The sequence below is a fragment of the Paraburkholderia fungorum genome (genome assembly GCF_900099835.1).
Taxonomy (GTDB): domain Bacteria; phylum Pseudomonadota; class Gammaproteobacteria; order Burkholderiales; family Burkholderiaceae; genus Paraburkholderia; species Paraburkholderia fungorum_A.
In genome coordinates, this window is the sequence record NZ_FNKP01000001.1 from 741,694 (window position 1) to 759,459 (window position 17,766).

The 17,766-nt window shown below is 62.7% G+C and carries 14 protein-coding genes; 9 read left to right on the forward strand and 5 right to left on the reverse strand.

Annotated features, from left to right (window positions below; all coding sequences use genetic code 11):
- The first annotated feature begins 207 nt into the window (after positions 1–207).
- Both BLS41_RS03385 and BLS41_RS03390 read left to right on the forward strand, forming a co-directional pair.
- Positions 208–642, forward strand: coding sequence for a CHRD domain-containing protein (locus BLS41_RS03385; RefSeq protein ID WP_074762957.1), 435 nt, complete (start codon positions 208–210; stop codon positions 640–642).
- Between the two features lie 118 nt (positions 643–760).
- Positions 761–1,747, forward strand: coding sequence for an alpha/beta hydrolase (locus tag BLS41_RS03390; protein WP_074762959.1), 987 nt, complete (start codon positions 761–763; stop codon positions 1,745–1,747).
- Here BLS41_RS03390 and BLS41_RS03395 read toward each other — a convergent pair.
- Complete coding sequence (locus tag BLS41_RS03395) at positions 1,717–2,556, reverse strand: EcsC family protein (protein WP_074762960.1); 840 nt, start codon at positions 2,554–2,556, stop codon at positions 1,717–1,719. The genes BLS41_RS03390 and BLS41_RS03395 overlap by 31 nt on opposite strands.
- Before the next feature lie 139 nt (positions 2,557–2,695).
- Between BLS41_RS03395 and BLS41_RS03400 the strand changes: the two genes are divergently transcribed.
- Both BLS41_RS03400 and BLS41_RS03405 read left to right on the forward strand, forming a co-directional pair.
- Positions 2,696–4,291: an MDR family MFS transporter gene (locus tag BLS41_RS03400; RefSeq protein ID WP_074762961.1), complete on the forward strand. Its 1,596-nt coding sequence runs from the start codon at positions 2,696–2,698 to the stop codon at positions 4,289–4,291.
- Positions 4,292–4,322: 31 nt separating this feature from the next.
- Positions 4,323–4,784 (forward strand): MarR family winged helix-turn-helix transcriptional regulator, encoded by a 462-nt coding sequence (locus BLS41_RS03405; protein ID WP_074762963.1) that lies wholly within the window; start codon positions 4,323–4,325, stop codon positions 4,782–4,784.
- Positions 4,785–4,913: 129 nt separating this feature from the next.
- Here the strand turns inward: BLS41_RS03405 and BLS41_RS03410 are convergent, their stop codons facing one another.
- Complete coding sequence (locus tag BLS41_RS03410) at positions 4,914–6,191, reverse strand: amino acid deaminase (RefSeq protein WP_074762964.1); 1,278 nt, start codon at positions 6,189–6,191, stop codon at positions 4,914–4,916.
- A 157-nt stretch (positions 6,192–6,348) separates the two neighbouring features.
- Here BLS41_RS03410 and BLS41_RS03415 point away from each other — a divergent pair, with 157 nt between their 5' ends.
- The 3 genes from BLS41_RS03415 (at position 6,349) to BLS41_RS03425 (ending at position 9,188) form a co-directional block, all read left to right on the forward strand.
- A complete protein-coding gene (locus tag BLS41_RS03415; RefSeq protein ID WP_074762965.1) occupies positions 6,349–7,239 on the forward strand; it encodes a MurR/RpiR family transcriptional regulator in 891 nt (296 codons plus the stop codon).
- A gap of 4 nt (positions 7,240–7,243) precedes the next feature.
- On the forward strand, positions 7,244–8,725 hold the full coding sequence (locus BLS41_RS03420; RefSeq protein WP_074762967.1) for an N-acyl-D-amino-acid deacylase family protein: 1,482 nt from the start codon (positions 7,244–7,246) through the stop codon (positions 8,723–8,725).
- 76 nt (positions 8,726–8,801) lie between these two features.
- Positions 8,802–9,188 carry a RidA family protein gene (locus BLS41_RS03425; RefSeq protein ID WP_062126077.1) on the forward strand — a complete coding sequence of 129 codons (387 nt, stop codon included), beginning with the start codon at positions 8,802–8,804 and terminating at the stop codon, positions 9,186–9,188.
- A 75-nt stretch (positions 9,189–9,263) separates the two neighbouring features.
- Here BLS41_RS03425 and queF read toward each other — a convergent pair whose 3' ends face one another.
- Genes queF through ilvA form a run of 3 tightly spaced genes read right to left on the reverse strand, consistent with a single transcriptional unit; the run spans position 9,264 to position 12,588 of the window.
- A complete protein-coding gene (queF, locus tag BLS41_RS03430) occupies positions 9,264–10,088 on the reverse strand; it encodes an NADPH-dependent 7-cyano-7-deazaguanine reductase QueF (RefSeq protein ID WP_074762969.1) in 825 nt (274 codons plus the stop codon).
- Complete coding sequence (locus BLS41_RS03435; protein WP_074762971.1) at positions 10,085–10,987, reverse strand: 5'-nucleotidase; 903 nt, start codon at positions 10,985–10,987, stop codon at positions 10,085–10,087. Before BLS41_RS03435 ends, queF begins: the two co-directional genes overlap by 4 nt.
- A gap of 32 nt (positions 10,988–11,019) precedes the next feature.
- Positions 11,020–12,588 (reverse strand): threonine ammonia-lyase, biosynthetic, encoded by a 1,569-nt coding sequence (ilvA, locus tag BLS41_RS03440; protein WP_074762973.1) that lies wholly within the window; start codon positions 12,586–12,588, stop codon positions 11,020–11,022.
- Between the two features lie 589 nt (positions 12,589–13,177).
- On the opposite strand from ilvA, the gene BLS41_RS03445 reads away from it, so the two are divergent.
- Both BLS41_RS03445 and BLS41_RS03450 read left to right on the forward strand, forming a co-directional pair.
- Positions 13,178–17,272: a DUF3683 domain-containing protein gene (locus BLS41_RS03445; RefSeq protein ID WP_074762975.1), complete on the forward strand. Its 4,095-nt coding sequence runs from the start codon at positions 13,178–13,180 to the stop codon at positions 17,270–17,272.
- A gap of 34 nt (positions 17,273–17,306) precedes the next feature.
- On the forward strand, positions 17,307–17,735 hold the full coding sequence (locus BLS41_RS03450; RefSeq protein ID WP_074766253.1) for an HIT family protein: 429 nt from the start codon (positions 17,307–17,309) through the stop codon (positions 17,733–17,735).
- The last annotated feature ends 31 nt before the right edge of the window (positions 17,736–17,766 follow it).

A 17,766-nucleotide genomic window follows, 5' to 3' on the forward strand; every position in this document is an offset into this window, starting at 1 on the left:
GACCGGCACGGACAACTGCAAGTCCAGCGCTTCGCCAGGCACAACCCGCGCAAAAAGAACACTCGCGCCCGCTATATCCCGCGTCCCAATGGTCAACCTTCCATGGTCCCTTTCTGAACATCCGCAAAGCTTTTGCACTAGTATGTGGTGGCTTCGCACGCGGCCGAAAAGTCGGTGCGGCGATGCATCAAAAGTCTGGAGAAGACCATGCTTACGCTGCGAAAACTGAATCTGGCTGTGGTGTTGTGGGCGTTGGCGTCCGGCGTCGCCTTCGCTGATACCGTGGCCCTGAAGGCCGATCTCGAACCGTCAAGCGAAGTGCCGCCGCGCGTCAGCCACGGGCACGGCATGCTGAACGCCACGTTCGATACATCGACGAAATCGCTGCAATGGACCGTCACTTATGAAGGATTGAGCGGTCCGGCCACCGCCGCCCACTTTCACGGTCCGGCGCCAGTCGGCCAGAACGCGAAGGTCCAGGTGCCGATCGACAAAGGCGCGCTTGCCAGTCCGATCAAGGGATCAACGGCGCTCACCGAGCAGCAGGTTACCGATCTGATGGCCGGGCAGTGGTACTTCAACGTGCACACCGCGCAGAACCCGATGGGTGAAATCCGCGGACAGGTGTTGCCCGCAAACTGAACGTCGGCGTAGCCGAATCCAAGGCGGGCGAACATTTTTGAGATTAGAACCCGCCGTCGATCGACGCGGCCTGGAACACACGTACCATGACGGGACCCTACAGAAGGAGCCTGTCCCGATGAGTTGGCAAAGTGCACTCGCATGCTGGTATTTGCGTCGGCAGTTCCGACCGGAAACGCTCAAGCCGCGCATCAACGTCGAGCGGGCGCGTGCGTTGACGGCGAAGCGCGTCTGGTCGCCGCGCGTGCCTCGAGACTGGCGGTTGCGCGAGCTATATGGCGCGAACGACATGCCTTTGCGCGGCGAGTGGCTCGAACCCGCAACTAACGCGACGTCACCCGAGGCCGGCCCGACCGTGCTGTACTGTCACGGCGGCGGCTATTACTTCTGTTCACCGCGTACGCATCGCTCGATAGTGTTCGGACTGGCGACGCGTGCGCATGCGTCGATCTTTTCCCTCGAATACCGGCTTGCGCCCGAGCATCGTTTCCCAGCGGCACTCAATGATGCGACCGCCGCCTATCGTCGACTGCTCGCCGACGGCATCGCGCCCGAGTCGATCGTGATTGCCGGTGATTCGGCCGGCGGCGGTCTCGCGCTCGCCGCGTTGGTCGCGCTAAGAGACGCAGGTGATCCGCTGCCGGCCGGCGGCTTGCTGTTCTCGCCGTGGACCGATCTCGCCGCGACCGGCGCCAGCCTCAGCACCAATGACAGCGTCGATCCCATGTTCTGCGGTGCCGCGATCAAACGTGCCACGGAGGTTTATCTCGGTGATGCTTCGCCCGCGGACCCCTACGCTTCGCCCCTCTACGCTGACCTGCACGGCTTGCCGCCGCTTTTCCTGATGGCGGGTAGCACGGAAGTGCTGCTCGACGACTCGCAGCGTGTCGCCGATAACGCACGCGCGGCGGGTGTCGATTGCGAGCTTGAGGTGTGGAAGAAAATGCCGCATGTGTGGCCGATGTTCGCGCCGTTCATCCCGGAGGCGAACCGCGCGCTCGATCACGCGGCTGCTTTCGTGCGACGCGCGACGAGCCGCGCCATGAAGGCCACCAACCCCACCAACGCCGCCACTCAACCGTCGAGCGTGACGTCCAGCGTCTGATAGACGGCCTCGATGGTGGGCTGGCCATATTGCCGTTCCAGCCGTCGCACGGTGAAGTGTCCGTGCGCAACCTGCTGGAAGTGGTCGATGAAAACCGTGTTGACCATCGCGCCGAGCACCGCGCCGATCGCCGGAATCGACTTGGCGGCGATCTGCTCGCTCACCTGCACCGAAAAGCGCGCAGCAATCGCGTTCAGCAGCCGCAACAAGGCCGCCGAGCCGTGCGCGCTGAAGCCCTTGGTCGCGATCTCCGAAGACGCCTTCGATACCGCCTGCGCCAGCGCGCCCCGCATGATGAAGTAGCCGAGATCGGCGTCGTCGTCTTCGCTCGACGTGCCGCCCATGCCGAGCACCGTCAGACATTGCAGCTGCGTTTCGATCGACGTCAGATCCTCGCCCTCGCTGCGCGCAATATCGCAGATCGAGCGGAACATCAGCGTGGTGGTGACCGGCAATTCGACGGGCAGCGCGAATAGCCCGAATGCGCCGCCGGCCGCCCCGGTGGTCGCCACCGCGAATTTGTGCAGCAAATTGCTCGGCCGGTCGGGCACGATGAGTGGCGTAGCATCGCGGCGACCCAGCGTACGCAGCGCGATCGACAAACATTTGCGCAGCGCCAGTTCGGTCGCATCGGTGACCTTGGCGTTGGCGAAGGCCGGAATACGCGACATCAGCTTTTCGATCGGCGCGCCGACGATGCTCGCCAATTTCATCGCAAGCGCGGGGCTTTCGAGTTGATGTTTTGCGCGTTTTAGCGCTTTGAGATCCTCGTCGGATAACGATGATGTGGTCAGCGAACTCGGTTGCATGGGCCTCCCTGGCGTCATGTCATGTGCTTTCTTCAGTCGATTGCCACCGCCGCGAAGGCAGGTGGCACGTCCCGCTTAGAGCGTCGCAGCATGGTATGATTCCCGATCATTTGACGAGTCAACTGTTGCTCTATCAAAAATGGCTGTCCATACCGCGGCTCACCACTCGAGTGGGCAAGTCTTACCGTTCCGTGAATCCTTGCTGGCGATGCTCGGCATCTCCTTCGTCACGATGCTGGTCGCGCTCGATCAGACCGTGGTCGGCACCGCGCTGCCCACCATCGTGTCGGAACTCAGGGGCTTCGAACTCTACGCGTGGGTTGCCACGTCGTATCTGCTGACCTCCGTCATTACCGTGCCGATTTTCGGCCGACTCGGCGATTACTACGGGCGCAAACCGTTCGTGATCGCGTCGATCGTCGTGTTCACGGCAGCGTCGGTGCTGTGCGGCGTCGCCAACAACATGCTGTTTCTCGTGCTTGCGCGCGGCTTGCAGGGCATCGGCGGCGGGATGCTGGTCGGCACCGCGTTCGCGTGCATTCCCGATCTGTTTCCCGATTCGGTCGTGCGTCTGCGCTGGCAGGTGCTGATGAGTTCGGCGTTCGGGATCGCCAATGCCGTGGGGCCGTCGCTCGGCGGTTTTCTCACGCAGTATTACGGATGGCGCTCGGTTTTCTACGTGAATCTGCCGGTTGGTTTGCTGTCGCTGTTTTTCGTGTGGCGTTTTCTGCCGCATCTGCGACACGTCGAGCATAAGGGCAAGATGCGGCTTGATTGGCCCGGCGCGTTGCTGATCGCCGTCGCGCTTGGTTCGCTGCAACTGTTCGTCGAGATGCTGCCGAAACAAGGCTCGACGCTTATCGCGTTCGGGCTGCTCGGCTTGAGCATCGTATCGGCCTATGCGCTGTGGCAGTGGGAAAAACGCTGCCCAACCGCGATTCTTCCCGTCGACATGTTCCGCAATCGCAGCCTTTCGGCGCTGTTTCTGCTCGCCGTGCTCGGCGGCTTCACGATGTTCTCGATGCTGTTCTACGCGCCGCTGCTGTTCCAGGGCGGCTTCGGCATGTCGCCGAAAGAAGCGGGGCTCGTGATCACGCCGCTGGTCGTGTTCATCACGATCGGCAGCATTGCCAACGGGCGCATCGTGTCGCGCGTGCGTAATCCGAATCTGATGCTGTATGTCGGCTTTGCGCTGATCGCGTTGTCGTGCCTCGGGATCGTGGTCGCGACGCGTTCCATGTCGCAATGGGTGCTGATGTCGTTCATGGTGCTCGGCGGCCTCGGGCTCGGCTTCGTGATGCCGAACCTGACCATCTTCGCGCAGCAGACGGCGGGCCGCGAGCACCTCGGCATCGCCACGGCGCTGCTGCAGTCGCTGCGGATGATTGGCGGCATGATCGGCACGGCGCTCACCGGCACGCTGATCAGCCATATGTACGCGAGCGGCGTGCGCAGCGCGCTGGAAAGCGCGAACGCATCGCACTGGTTCAGCGATCTCGGCGATCCGCAAATCCTGATCAATCAGGGCGCGCAAACCGCGCTGGTCGACCAGTTGACGCACGCGGGCCATAACGGCGCAATGCTGCTCGAAAGCGCGCGCGAATCGCTGGTGGCCGCGATTCATCTGGGGCTCGCGATGGCGGCGATCATCGCGGTGGTGTCGGTGTGGCAAAGCCGCCGCGTGCCGCCGATCAAGCTCCAACGCAAGCTCGAACCCGTGATTCACGCGGACTGATTTTTTAGACTGACGGTTTTACAGATACATCATGGAAGAACAGGATCGCGTCGCTGTCATGCAGCAATTCGGCAGGACTTATCGGGCGTTCATGTCGGCATTCGAGGCGCACGTCGGCCATCCGTTGCCGCGCTGGCGCATTCTGCTGGCGCTGCACGATCAGGCGGGCGAGGAGATGTCGCAGAAGCGTCTGGTCGAGCGCCTGCGTGTCGATCCCGGCGCGCTGACGCGTCAGTTGAAGACGCTGGAAGGATTGGGCTGGATCGTGCGCAGCATGGATGAGCGCGATAACCGCGTGACCAACGTGCGTCTGACGGAAGCGGGGCAATCGGCGACTGAAGCCAGCTTGCCGCGTCGCAATGCGTTTTTGCACGACACGATGACCGCATTGCCGGACGATGCGATGGGCGCATTGTCGGGCGCGCTGAAGCTGCTCGAGGTGAGGATCGGGGAAGTGGCGGCGACGGCGGGTGCGCGCGGCGCGGAGGAGTGAGGTGCTGCTGATTGCTCGCGGTGTTCAACTGGGTTTGAAGCCCAGCTATCTTCGCCGGGCAATCTCACGAACCATGAACCACGAACAGCGCGCCTTGTTGCCGCAACAAGACGCGCCGTCCGCGAAAAATCAGAAGAACGTTTCGATCACTTCAGTCACCCGATATTCCGGGTCGACCACCAGCAGCTGACGCCACTTGTCGAACGTCAGACACGGATGCGAGATGTCGAACGCAATCATGTCGCCCACCTTCAGATCGGCGCCCGCGGGAATCCGCAGATACGCGTGCTGATCCATCATGCCGAAAATCTCCCAGCCTTCGTTCGATGCGATATCGCGCGGCGCGTCGTTACCCGGACGGTAATGACGCGACGGTTCCGGCATGCCTGCGTCGAAAGCGGCGTCGCGCTTGCCGAGACCGATGATCGCGCGATCCGGCTCGGGAATGGACTGCACGTACGCCCACAACTGCAGCGCGGGCAACAGGCCTTCGCCCATTTTCTTCGCCACCGGATTGCGCGCGAAAATATCGGTTTGCGCCTTGCGATACACGCCGACGTCGTGCGTCAGATAGCAGCCGGGCCGCAGCACGATTTCGACCTTGCCGGTCTCCGACGCCTTCACGAATTCTTCCGCGACCACGTCGTACCACGCTGATCCCGCGCCCGACAGCACGGCGGGCGTGCGCGCGAAACGGCCTTGCTCGACCAGATCGCGCGTAATCGCGACCGCGCTTTGCAGGAAGTCGCGCACTTCGTGCTCTTCCTTCAACACACCTTCATACAACTCGACGCCAGCGAGCTTCAGGATCTCGGGATAGCGGGCAATCGCTTCGAGCACCGCATTGCGCTGCGCTTCGTCGCGCACGCCAGTGCGGCCGCCCGGCACGCCGAGTTCGAGCAGCACCTGCAGCGGTTTCTTCACCGACGTGAAGAACTCGCCCAACTGTTCGACGCCTTCGACCGAATCGACGAGACAGAAGAATTCGAAGTCGTGGTCGCTCAGCAACTCTGCGATCATCATCATGTTGTGACGGCCGACCAGCTGGTTAGCCATCAGGATTCGCGACACGCCGCCGTGATACGCCGCCCGCACCTGATGCGCGGTGGCCAGCGTGATACCCCACGCGCCGGTTTCAAGCTGCTTGCGAAACAGTTGCGGCGCCATCGTGGTTTTGCCGTGCGGCGCGAGCTTGACGCCGTATTCCGCGACGAACGCCTGCATCCATTTCAGGTTGTGTTCCACCCGATCCGCATACAGCACGGCAGCCGGCAGGCTGACGTCCTCGTTCAGCAGATTCCACTCAAGACGCGCGGCATCCGTCAGCTGGATGCTGGTGCCCGGAACGATGCCCAAGCCCTTGCTATAAGGATCAATCGTTGCGCCCTGATAGTTTGTAACTTTCATGTCTCCAAGCTCCATCGTCCGGTTAAATTGAATCGAAGTTGACTTTACCATGTTACCGAAAGTACGATGTTCGGTGAAATGTTATTTAGTACCACGTTTGGTGCAACCGTCGTCGCGAGGTTCTTTGCCAGCCTCGCACGACACCCCACAGTCTGCAATGAACTCAACCGCCGAACCGCTGGCTTTCGACATCGTCGCGCGCATCGCCGAATGCGCGCCGGAACTGCGCTCGGCCGAACGCAAAGTTGCCGCGCTGATCCTCGACGACCTCACCGGCGCGTCGCGCGCGAGCATCGGTGCGCTGGCACAGCAGGCGGAAGTCAGCGTGGCGACCGTCACGCGCTTTGCCAAAGCCGTGGGTTGCCGCGACGTGCGCGAGTTGAAACTGCGGCTCGCGCAGGCGGCGGCGGTCGGTCAGCGCTTCCTGCAACCGGGCGGTCCCAGCGACGCACCGGAGCCGATCGCTACTCGCGTATTCGACGAACTGCAAACCGCGCTCGCGCATAACCATCAATTGCTGCGGCAGGCGCCGCTCGGCGATGCGGCCGCCGCATTGCGCGAAGCCAGAATGATCTACGTGTTCGGCATGGGCGGCGGTTCGACCGCGCTCGCCGACGAAATGCGCTTCCGCCTCGTGCGCCTCGGGCGGCCCGTCGCGACCTATCAGGACGGCTTGCTGCAACGTATGGTCGCGAGCACCGTGTCGCGTGAATGCGTGGTGATCGCGCTGTCCACCACCGGGCGCGTGCCCGAGATGGTCGAGAACTGCAAGATCGCGCGCAGCTACGGCGCGACCGTGATTGCACTGACCGCGCCGGCGTCGCCGCTCGCGCGCCTGGCCGATTGGGTGATCCCGATCGTCGCCTTCGAAACCGATTTCATTTACAAGCCGTCGTCATCGCGCTACGCCATGATGATGGCGCTCGATGTGCTCGTCACCGAACTTGCCGTCAGCCAGGGCGACGAGAGCCGCGAATTGCTGCGCCGCATGAAGCACGCGCTCGACACGCACCGCGGCGGCGGCGATCGACAACCGTTAGGAGACTGAATCCATGCATTCGCATCCCGAAGCCGCCGACACGCTGATTGTCGGCGCGCAACTGTACGACGGTACGGGCGCGCCGCCTGTCGAGCGCGACGTGGCGATCCGCGACGGCCGCATCGCCGCGATCGGCAATCTGTCGAACTGGCTCGCCGAAGAAGTGATCGAGGCCAATGGCCGCGCGCTGGCGCCGGGCTTTATCGACGTCCACACGCACGACGACACGCACGTGATCCGCTCGCCGCAAATGCTGCCGAAAATCACCCAGGGCGTGACGACGGTGATCGTCGGCAATTGCGGGATCAGCGCGTCGCCGGTTTCGCTGAAGGGCGATCCGCCCGATCCGATGAACCTGCTCGGCGAGCGCGACGCGTTCCAGTACCCGACCTTCGCCGCTTATGTCGATGCGGTGAATAAAGCGCGTCCGGCGGTGAATGTCGGCGCGCTGATCGGTCATACGGCGTTGCGCAATAACCAGATGGACCGGCTCGACCGCGCGGCAACGCCGCAGGAAATCGACGGCATGCGCGCGCAGCTCGAAGAGGCGTTGGCAAACGGCGCATTGGGTTTGAGTTCGGGCCTCGCGTACGGCTCGGCGTTCGCTGCGCCGACCGAAGAAGTAATGGCGCTCGCCGAACCGCTCGCCGCAGCCGGCGCGTTGTACACGACGCACATGCGCACCGAGTTCGACGCGATTCTCGACGCCATGGACGAAGCGTTCCGCGTCGGTCGTCACGCGCATGTGCCGGTGGTGATCTCGCATCTGAAGTGCGCGGGTCCGTCGAACTGGGGGCGCAGCGAGGAAGTGCTGAAGTCGATCGAAGGCGCGCGGCGTCTGCAGCCGATCGGTTGCGACTGCTATCCGTACAACCGCAGTTCGTCGACGCTGGACCTGAAGCAGGTCACGGGCGATATCGACATTACGATTACCTGGTCCGAGCCGCATCCCGAGATGGCGGGCAAGCTCGTGAAGGAGATCGCGGCGGAGTGGGGCGTCACGCAGCAGGAAGCGGGCAAACGCCTGCAGCCTGCGGGCGCGGTGTACCACAACATGTCCGAAGACGACGTGCGGCGCATCCTCTCGCATCCGGCGACGATGGTCGGCTCGGATGGCTTGCCGAACGATCCGTTGCCGCATCCGCGTTTGTGGGGCGCGTTTCCGCGCGTGCTCGGCCATTACGCGCGCGACGCCGGTTTGCTGCCGCTCGAAGAAGCGGTGCGCAAGATGACGGGTTTGTCGGCGCGTCGTTTTGGCCTTGCACAACGCGGCGAAATCCACATCGGCTATCACGCCGACCTGGTGTTGTTCGACCCGGCCAAAGTGCGCGACGCGGCGACGTTCGAGAAGCCGCAGCAAGCCGCAGACGGCATCGACGCAGTGTGGGTGAACGGCGTGCTGTCGTATCGCGACGGCGAAGTGACGGGCGAGCGCGCCGGGCATTTCGTGGCGCGCGGCGCGGCGTCGAAGGGTGACGCGCGCGGCGCGTTCTGATTTTATTCAACCGATTGATGGCGGTGCGCGCAGCGACGGTGTCGAACGCGCGCCCAACTTTTTAAGGAGCATGAAGATGAAGCGATATGGCGTGGAAGGCGGAAAGGGCACGGGCGGTCAGGTGATGCCGTTTGCGCGTGCGGTCGAAGCGGACGGCTGGCTGTTCGTGTCGGGCCAGACGCCGATGGAAAACGGCGAAGTGATCAACGGCGGCATCGTCGAGCAATCGCACAAGGCGATCCAGAACGTGTTCGCGATCCTGAAGGAAGCCGGTTACGGCGCGGAGCATGTGGTCCGCTGCGGCGTGTGGCTGGACGATCCGCGCGATTTCGCGTCGTTCAACAAGGTGTTCCGCGAGTACTTCGGCGAGAATCCGCCGGCGCGCGCTTGCGTGGTGTCGTCGATGGTGATCGACTGCCGCGTCGAAGTGGATTGCGTGGCTTACAAGAAGCCGGCGGCTTAAGGCTTAAGGCTTAAGGCTTAAGGCTTCTGATTCGCCGCAGGGTTGATCGCAACCTCTGCGGCGAGTCGGGCTGCTTTACTGTCGGGCCAGGCGCATGTTGTCCGGCATCGGCAGGTTGTAGTTCGTGCGGAACGGGTTGATGTCGAGTCCGCCGCGCCGCGTATAGCGCGCATACACCGCGAGCTTCACCGGCTTGCAGACCTTCATCAGGTCGATAAAAATCCGCTCGACGCATTGCTCGTGAAAGCCGGTGTGATTCCGGTACGAGATGATGTAGCGCAGCAAGCCCGCGTGATCGATTTGCGGACCCACGTAGTGAATCTGTACGGTGCCCCAATCGGGCTGACCCGTCACCGGGCAATTCGATTTCAGCAGATTCGAAAACAGCGTTTCCTCGACCGGCGATTCATCGTGCGCGGCGCTCAGCAGCGACGCGTCCGGGTGATAAACGTCGGTGTCCAGATCCAGCCGATCCAGCGACAGGCCTTCGAATTCTTCCATTTGCAGCTTGCCGAATTCATACGGCGCGGTCAGATGAACCGACACGGTGGCGCCGCACGACGCGGACACGTCGCGCTTGATCGTGTCGCGCACCGCATCCATCGATTCGAACGACGTCTGCGCAAACGAGCCCAGATAAAGCTTGAACGACTTCGACTCGACGATATTCGGCGAGTCGGCCGGCACGAAGAACGTGGCGACCGCGATTTGCGGTTTGCCGCGCGCGTTCAGCCACGACAACTCGTAAGCGTTCCAGATGTCCGTGCCGAAAAACGGCAACTGCGCGCCGATGCCGATCGCCTCGCGCGCGTTCTTGCGCGCGATCGGGAACAGCAACGACGCGTCGTATTGTTCGGTGTAAGTGGATGCCTTACCCAGCGGTGATTGTTCGGGTGTCATGATGCGTTCACGATGCCACTCAGCACGTGCCCGGTCGCCGTCACGACGCGGGCCGATTCGCAATGGCCAATTTGGTCGTCGAAGAAAAAGTCGGGCTCGAACTCGCGCAGAAATGCGCTCTTGTCGAGGCCGCCGAGGAACATCGCTTCGTCGATTTCGATGTTCCACGCCATTAAAGTGCGGATCGCGCGCTCGTGGGCGGGCGCCGAACGGGCCGTGACCAATGCCGTACGAATATGCATCGGCGCGGCTTCGTCCGCGAGTTTTTGCAGCCGATGCAGCGCTTCGAGCAAGGGCTTCAACGGGCCGTCCGCGAGCGGCAAATTGCGGTTGTGAATCTCGTGGCCGACGAATGCTCGCAGGCCGTCTTTCTGGAAAACGCGTTCGGCTTCGTCGGAAAACAGCACCGCGTCGCCGTCGAACGCAATCCGGATTTCGTCCGGATATTTACTCGCCATTTTCGCCGATTCGGGCAACACGCGCGCGGCCGGGAATCCGGCGGCCAATGCATCGCGCACATCGTCCTGATTCGCGGACAGAAACAGCGACGCGTTCAGCGGCTTCAGATAGCCGAACGGTGCGCGTCCGCGCGTGAACACGCCGCGCTCGATCGCGAGACCGTGCTCGCGGCACGAGTGAAACGCGCGCAGTCCGCTGATCGGATCGCTGCGCGACAGGATCACCACTTCGACGCGGTGGCCGCCGGCATTCAACGCCAACAGCTTGCGGATCAGCGGAAACGCGACGCCCGGTTTGGCGGGCACGGTCAGCCGGTCGCGCTGCAGCGCTTCGTACGCATGCAGATCGCCTTCCTCGTACACGCGGTTCTCTTCCTCGAAGTCGAACAGCGCGCGCGACGAGATTGCCACTACCAGTTTGTCGACGAGCGAGAGAGCCATCTGCGGGTTTTAGTCCTGTCGGTTCGGATTGTTCAGGCGAGGAACAGGCGATAAACCGGGTTCTTCGTCTCTTCCCAGTACGGATAGCCGAGCGTCGTAAGGAATTTGTCGAACCCGTCGTTCTCGGTCATCGGCACCTGGATGCCGACGAGGATCGAGCTGTAGTCCGCGCCCTGGTTGCGGTAATGAAACAGGCTGATGTTCCAGTTCGGCGCCATCGACGACAGGAATTTCATCAGCGCGCCCGGCCGTTCGGGAAACTCGAAACGGAACAGGCGTTCGTCGTGCGCCAACGGCGAGCGCCCACCGACCATGTAGCGGATGTGCTGCTTCGACAGTTCGTCGAACGTGAGGTCGACGGTGGCGAAGCCGTGCGTTTCGAATGCGCCTGCTATCTGCACGGACTCACTGCGGTTTTTCGTTTGCACGCCGACGAAGATATGCGCGGAGTTCGCATCCGCGATGCGGTAGTTGAATTCGGTGACACTGCGCGTGCCGACCAGCTCGCAGAAGCGCCGGAAGCTGCCGCGTTCTTCGGGGATCGTCACCGCGAACACGGCTTCGCGTGCTTCACCGACTTCGGCACGCTCGGCCACGAAACGCATGCGGTCGAAGTTCATGTTCGCGCCGGACGTGATCGCGATCAGCGTCTGGTTTTCGATGCCTTCTCTTTCCGCGTACTGCTTGGCACCTGCTACCGCCAGTGAGCCGGCTGGTTCAAGCACGCTGCGCGTGTCCTGGAACACGTCCTTGATCGCCGCGCACAATGCATCGGTGTTCACGAGCAGCACATCGTCGAGATATTCGCTGCATAGACGGAAGGTTTCTTCGCCGACCAGCTTCACGGCCGTGCCGTCCGAGAAAAGGCCCACTTCGTTCAGCGTGACGCGTTCACCGGCTTTCAGCGACGCGGCCATCGCGCACGAATCGTCGGTCTGCACGCCAATCACCTTGATCTCCGGGCGCACCGATTTCACGTATGCCGCGACGCCCGCCGCCAGACCGCCGCCGCCAATCGGCACGAAGATCGCGTGAATCGGACCTTGATGCTGGCTTAGAATTTCCATCGCCACTGTGCCTTGGCCTGCAATCACGTACGGGTCATCGAACGGATGCACGAACGTCAGGCCGCGTTCTTCCTGGAGCTTCACCGCATGGCCGTAGGCGTCGCTATACGACTCGCCGAACTGCACGACTTCGACCGTTGCGCCGCCATGCGCGCGCACCGCATCGACCTTCACTTGCGGCGTGGTGGTGGGCACCACGATGATCGCCTTCACGCCCATGCGAGCCGCCGACAACGCCACGCCCTGCGCATGATTGCCCGCCGATGCGGTAATCACGCCACGCTGCAACGCATCCGCCGGAATATGCGCCATCTTGTTGTACGCGCCGCGCAGCTTGAACGAGAACACCGGCTGGTTATCCTCGCGCTTCAGATACACCGGATTACGCAGCCGCGCCGACAGATTCGGCGCATGTTCGAGTTCGGTCTCGCGGGCCACGTCGTAGACGCGCGCGGTCAGGGTCTTTTTCAGGTAGTCGTGGGAAGCCATGCGGGTGGCGCGGTGCGCTTTGTGAGACGGGAAAGCGTCAATGATAGCGCCAACGGTGCGGGCTCTGGCCTTTGGCGTCTGCGGGAAAGCCGGGGCGACGTCGCATCTGGACTGCTTTTACGTACCGCTGAGGCTGCGTTCGGGCTTCAGCGAGGTTGTGTCGAAAGCGGCTCGAACCTGCGTGGAAAACAGGCGGAACCGCAGCCGAACACGGCCCCAAAATCCCCACCCGACCATCCGGTCGATAAATTCTCCGCATGCCCGAACACAGCCAATTCTTTCCCGATTCTTTCCAAAAACGCGCAAACTCCCGTCCCACCTCCGATTTCACCCGTCAACGCGTGGCGGAATCATGCGGTAGAATTCCGTTTTGGAATAAGGATCGGAAGATGCACTGGCAGCCTCAGATCGCCCACTTGATGCCCGTCCCGCGTGAGTCCTGCCCCGCGGCGGAGCGTCTCGTCCGCCACGCACGATCGTGTAGCTGTATCTGAGCGCCGCGAAGAGACCGATGCGATCAGGCCGTCGGTTGTGCTTCGCTCCCCAAGAAGATTTCCAGCATTGCGCCCCACGCGCATTGTCATCCGACGCCTCCCAGTGAGCGCGCCCGGTTGACCTACAGAGTCGTCCAAACATGAACGCACCTCAAGTTTTCGATCCGCACGGTGCCGCCGCTGCGGTGGCCGCTGATCCCGAAGCGCGTCTGCGCGAAATTCCCTATAACTACACGTCGTTTTCCGACCGCGAAATCGTCATCCGTCTGCTAGGCAACGATGCCTGGGACGCGCTGGCCGAATTGCGCGCGGAACGCCGCACCGGTCGCTCGGCGCGGATGCTGTACGAAGTGCTGGGCGATATCTGGGTCGTGCGCCGCAATCCGTATCTGCAGGACGACCTGCTCGACAATCCGAAACGCCGCGCGATGCTGATCGAAGCGCTGCATCACCGGTTGTCGGAGATTGAAAAGCGCCGTCGCGCCGACCTGGTCCAGCATGGCGATGAAGCCGGTATCGACCGTGCTGCCCGCGTCGAAACGCTGGTGCAGGCCGCGCGCCGCGCCGTCGACGAGTTCGCGAGCGAGTTCCAGAAGACCTACGACCTGCGCCGCCGCGCGACCAAGGTTCTGGGCAAGGTCACCGAAAAAGACAACATCAAGTTCGACGGTTTGTCCCGCGTGTCGCACGTGACCGATGCGACCGATTGGCGCGTCGAGTACCCGTTCGTCGTGCTCACGCCGGACACCGAAGTTGAAATCGCCGGCATGATCAAGGCGTGTTTCGAACTCGGTCTGACCGTGATCCCGCGCGGAGGCGGCACGGGCTACACCGGCGGTGCGGTGCCGCTCACGCCGTTCTCGGCCGTCATCAATACTGAGAAGCTTGAACAGCTCGGCGCGGTCGAAATGACCGAATTGCCGGGCGTCGACCGCAAAGTCGCGACGATTTTCTCGGGCGCGGGCGTCGTGACGCGTCGCGTGACCGAAGCGGCCGAGCAGGCCGGTTTCGTGTTCGCGGTCGATCCGACCTCGCTCGATGCGTCCTGCGTCGGCGGCAATGTGGCGATGAACGCAGGCGGCAAGAAGGCCGTGCTGTGGGGCACGGCGCTCGACAATCTCGCCTGGTGGCGGATGGTCGACCCGGAAGGGAACTGGCTCGAAGTCACGCGCCTCGACCACAACATGGGCAAGATTCACGACATCGAAGTTGCGCGGTTCGAGCTGAACTGGTTCGACGGCAACTATGCGCCGGGCGAGAAGCTGATGCGCACCGAGTCGCTCGACATCAAGGGCCGCGTGTTCCGCAAGGAAGGCCTCGGCAAGGACGTCACCGACAAATTCCTCGCCGGCCTGCCCGGTGTGCAGAAGGAAGGTTGCGACGGGCTGATCACGTCCGCGCGCTGGGTGCTGCACAAAATGCCTGCGCATACCCGCACCGTCTGCCTCGAATTCTTCGGCCAGGCGCGCGAAGCGATTCCGAGCATCGTCGAAATCAAGGATTACCTGTTCGAGACGTCGCGCCAGGGCGGCGCGATTCTCGCTGGTCTGGAGCATCTGGACGAGCGCTATCTGCGCGCAGTCGGCTACGCGACCAAGAGCAAGCGCAACGCGTTTCCGAAGATGGTGCTGATCGGCGACATCGTTGGCGACGACGCGGATGCGGTTGCACAAGCCACGTCGGAAGTCGTGCGCATGGCTAACGGCAAGAGCGGCGAAGGCTTCGTCGCGGTCAATGCCGAGGCGCGCAAGCGCTTCTGGCTCGACCGCAGCCGCACGGCCGCGATCGCCAAGCACACCAACGCGTTCAAGATCAACGAAGACGTGGTGATCCCGCTCGACCGCATGGGCGAGTACACGGACGGCATCGAGCGGATCAACATCGAACTGTCGATCAAGAACAAGCTGCAACTGGTCGACGCACTCGAAGCGTTCTTCCAGGGCGGCAAGCTGCCGCTCGGCAAGAGCGACGACGCGAACGAAATTCCGAGCGCCGAACTGCTCGAAGATCGCGTCCAGCAAGCGCTCGATCTGCTAAAACGCGTGCGTACGCGCTGGGAATTCCTGCGCGACAAGCTCGATCTGTCGTTGCGCGAGGCGCAGCACTATCTGGTCGGTCTCGGCTACGAAGCGCTGGCGGAAAAGTTCGCCGATCGCGTGGATACCCAGGCCGACGCTCGCGTGTTCGACCTGACGCAGGACCGCACGATCCGCGTGTCGTGGAAGCAGGAAATCCGCGCCGAATTGCGCCAGATTTTCAATGGCGGCGAATTCAAGCCGATCCTCGAGGAAGCGCAGGCGATCCACAAGCAGGTGTTGCGCGGCCGTGTGTTCGTCGCGCTGCACATGCACGCGGGCGACGGCAACGTTCACACGAACCTGCCGGTCAACTCCGACAACTACGAGATGCTGCAGGACGCCCACACGGCGGTCGCGCGCATCATGAAGCTGGCGCGTTCGCTCGACGGCGTGATTTCCGGCGAGCACGGCATCGGCATCACCAAGCTCGAATTCCTGACCGACGACGAGATCGCGGAATTCCGCCAGTACAAGCAGCGCGTCGATCCGCATGGCCGTTTCAACGCAGGCAAGCTGCTCGAAGGCGCGGATCTGCGTAACGCCTACACGCCGAGCTTCGGGCTGATGGGCTATGAATCGCTGATCATGCAGCAGTCCGACATCGGCGCGATTTCCGAGTCGATCAAGGACTGTCTGCGTTGCGGCAAGTGCAAGCCGGTCTGCGCGACGCACGTGCCGCGCGCGAACCTGCTGTACAGCCCGCGCAACAAGATTCTCGCGACCTCGCTGCTGGTCGAAGCGTTCCTGTACGAAGAGCAGACGCGCCGCGGCGTGTCGATCAAGCACTGGGACGAGTTCAACGACGTCGCCGATCACTGCACCGTCTGTCACAAATGCGTGACGCCGTGCCCGGTGAAGATCGACTTCGGCGACGTGACGATGAACATGCGCAACCTGCTGCGCAAGATGGGCAAAAAGAAATTCAACCCGGGCAACGCGGCGGGCATGTTCTTCCTGAACGCGACGAATCCGCAGACCATCAACCTCGCCCGTACGGCGATGATGGGCGTCGGCTACAAGGCGCAGCGCCTCGGCAACGAAGTGCTGAAGAAGTTCACGAAGAAGCAGACGGCGCACCCGCCCGCATCGGTCGGCAAGCCGCCGGTCACGCAGCAGGTGATCCACTTCATGAACAAGAAGATGCCGGGCAATCTGCCGAAGAAAACCGCGCGCGCATTGCTCGATATCGAAGACAACAAGATTGTCCCGATCATCCGCAATCCGAAGACGACCACGGCCGACACGGAAGCGGTGTTCTACTTCCCGGGCTGCGGCTCCGAGCGTCTGTTCTCGCAAGTCGGTCTCGCCACCCAGGCGATGCTGTGGGAAGCGGGCGTGCAAACCGTGCTGCCGCCGGGTTACCTGTGCTGCGGCTATCCACAGCGCGGCTCGGGTCAGTTCGACAAGGCCGAGCAGATCGTCACGGATAACCGCGTGCTGTTCCACCGCGTCGCCAATACGCTGAACTACCTCGACATCAAGACGGTGGTGGTGTCGTGCGGCACGTGTTACGACCAGCTCGCCGGTTATGAATTCGAGAAGATTTTCCCGGGTTGCCGGATTATCGACATCCACGAATTCCTGCTGGAGAAGGGCATCAAGCTCGAAGGCGTGAACGGCGTCCGCTACATGTACCACGACCCGTGCCACTCCCCGATCAAGACGATCGACCCGGTCAAACTGGTCAATCAGCTGATGGGCTCGGAAAACGACGGCTACAAGATCGAGAAGAACGATCGGTGCTGCGGCGAATCCGGCACCCTGGCGGTGACGCGTCCGGACATCTCGACGCAGGTCCGCTTCCGCAAGGAAGAGGAAATGCGCAAGGGTGCGGCCAAGCTGCGCGGTATTCCGCTGGTCGCCGAGGCCGGCGCGAACGCGATCAATACGGCCAATGCGTCAGCCGGTTCGGCGGGCGCGCCGGAGGGCTCCGTGCTGAAGGCCGGCGACGGTCCGCAGCCGAAGGGCGCGACCGACGTGAAGATCCTGACGAGCTGCCCGTCCTGCCTGCAAGGCCTGTCGCGCTACAACGAAGACGCGGGCACCGAGGCGGACTACATCGTCGTCGAGATGGCGCGTCACGTGCTGGGCGAAGACTGGATGGCGGACTACGTCCAGCGGGCGAACAATGGCGGAATCGAGCGCGTGCTGGTTTAATGGCACGACTGACGATTTTTGCCTGAGGACGACGATGGACTGCGTTTTTTGTCGTGAAGACGGCGGCGATGTGCTGTGGCAGGACGACACCCTGCGTGTCGTTCTCGCCGACGAACACGATTACCCGGGCTTCTGCCGGGTGATCTGGAATCAGCACGTTGCCGAATTTTCCGATCTCGCCGCGAGCGATCGCGATCGCGTGATGCAGGCCGTGTACGCGGTCGAACGCGCGATCCGGCGCATTCTTCAGCCGGTCAAGGTGAACCTGGCTAGCCTCGGCAACCAGGTGCCGCACGTGCATTGGCACGTCATTCCGCGTTTTTCGAACGACGCACATTTTCCGCTGCCCATCTGGGCGCCGCGCCAGCGCACGGTGTCCGAAGCGATGCTGTCGTCGCGCCGCGCGCAAGCCACATTGCTGCGCGAAGCGGTGCGGCAGGAAATCGAACAGGCTCTTGGCTGAGCACGGCCAGACTCGCCGCTTCACACTTCGC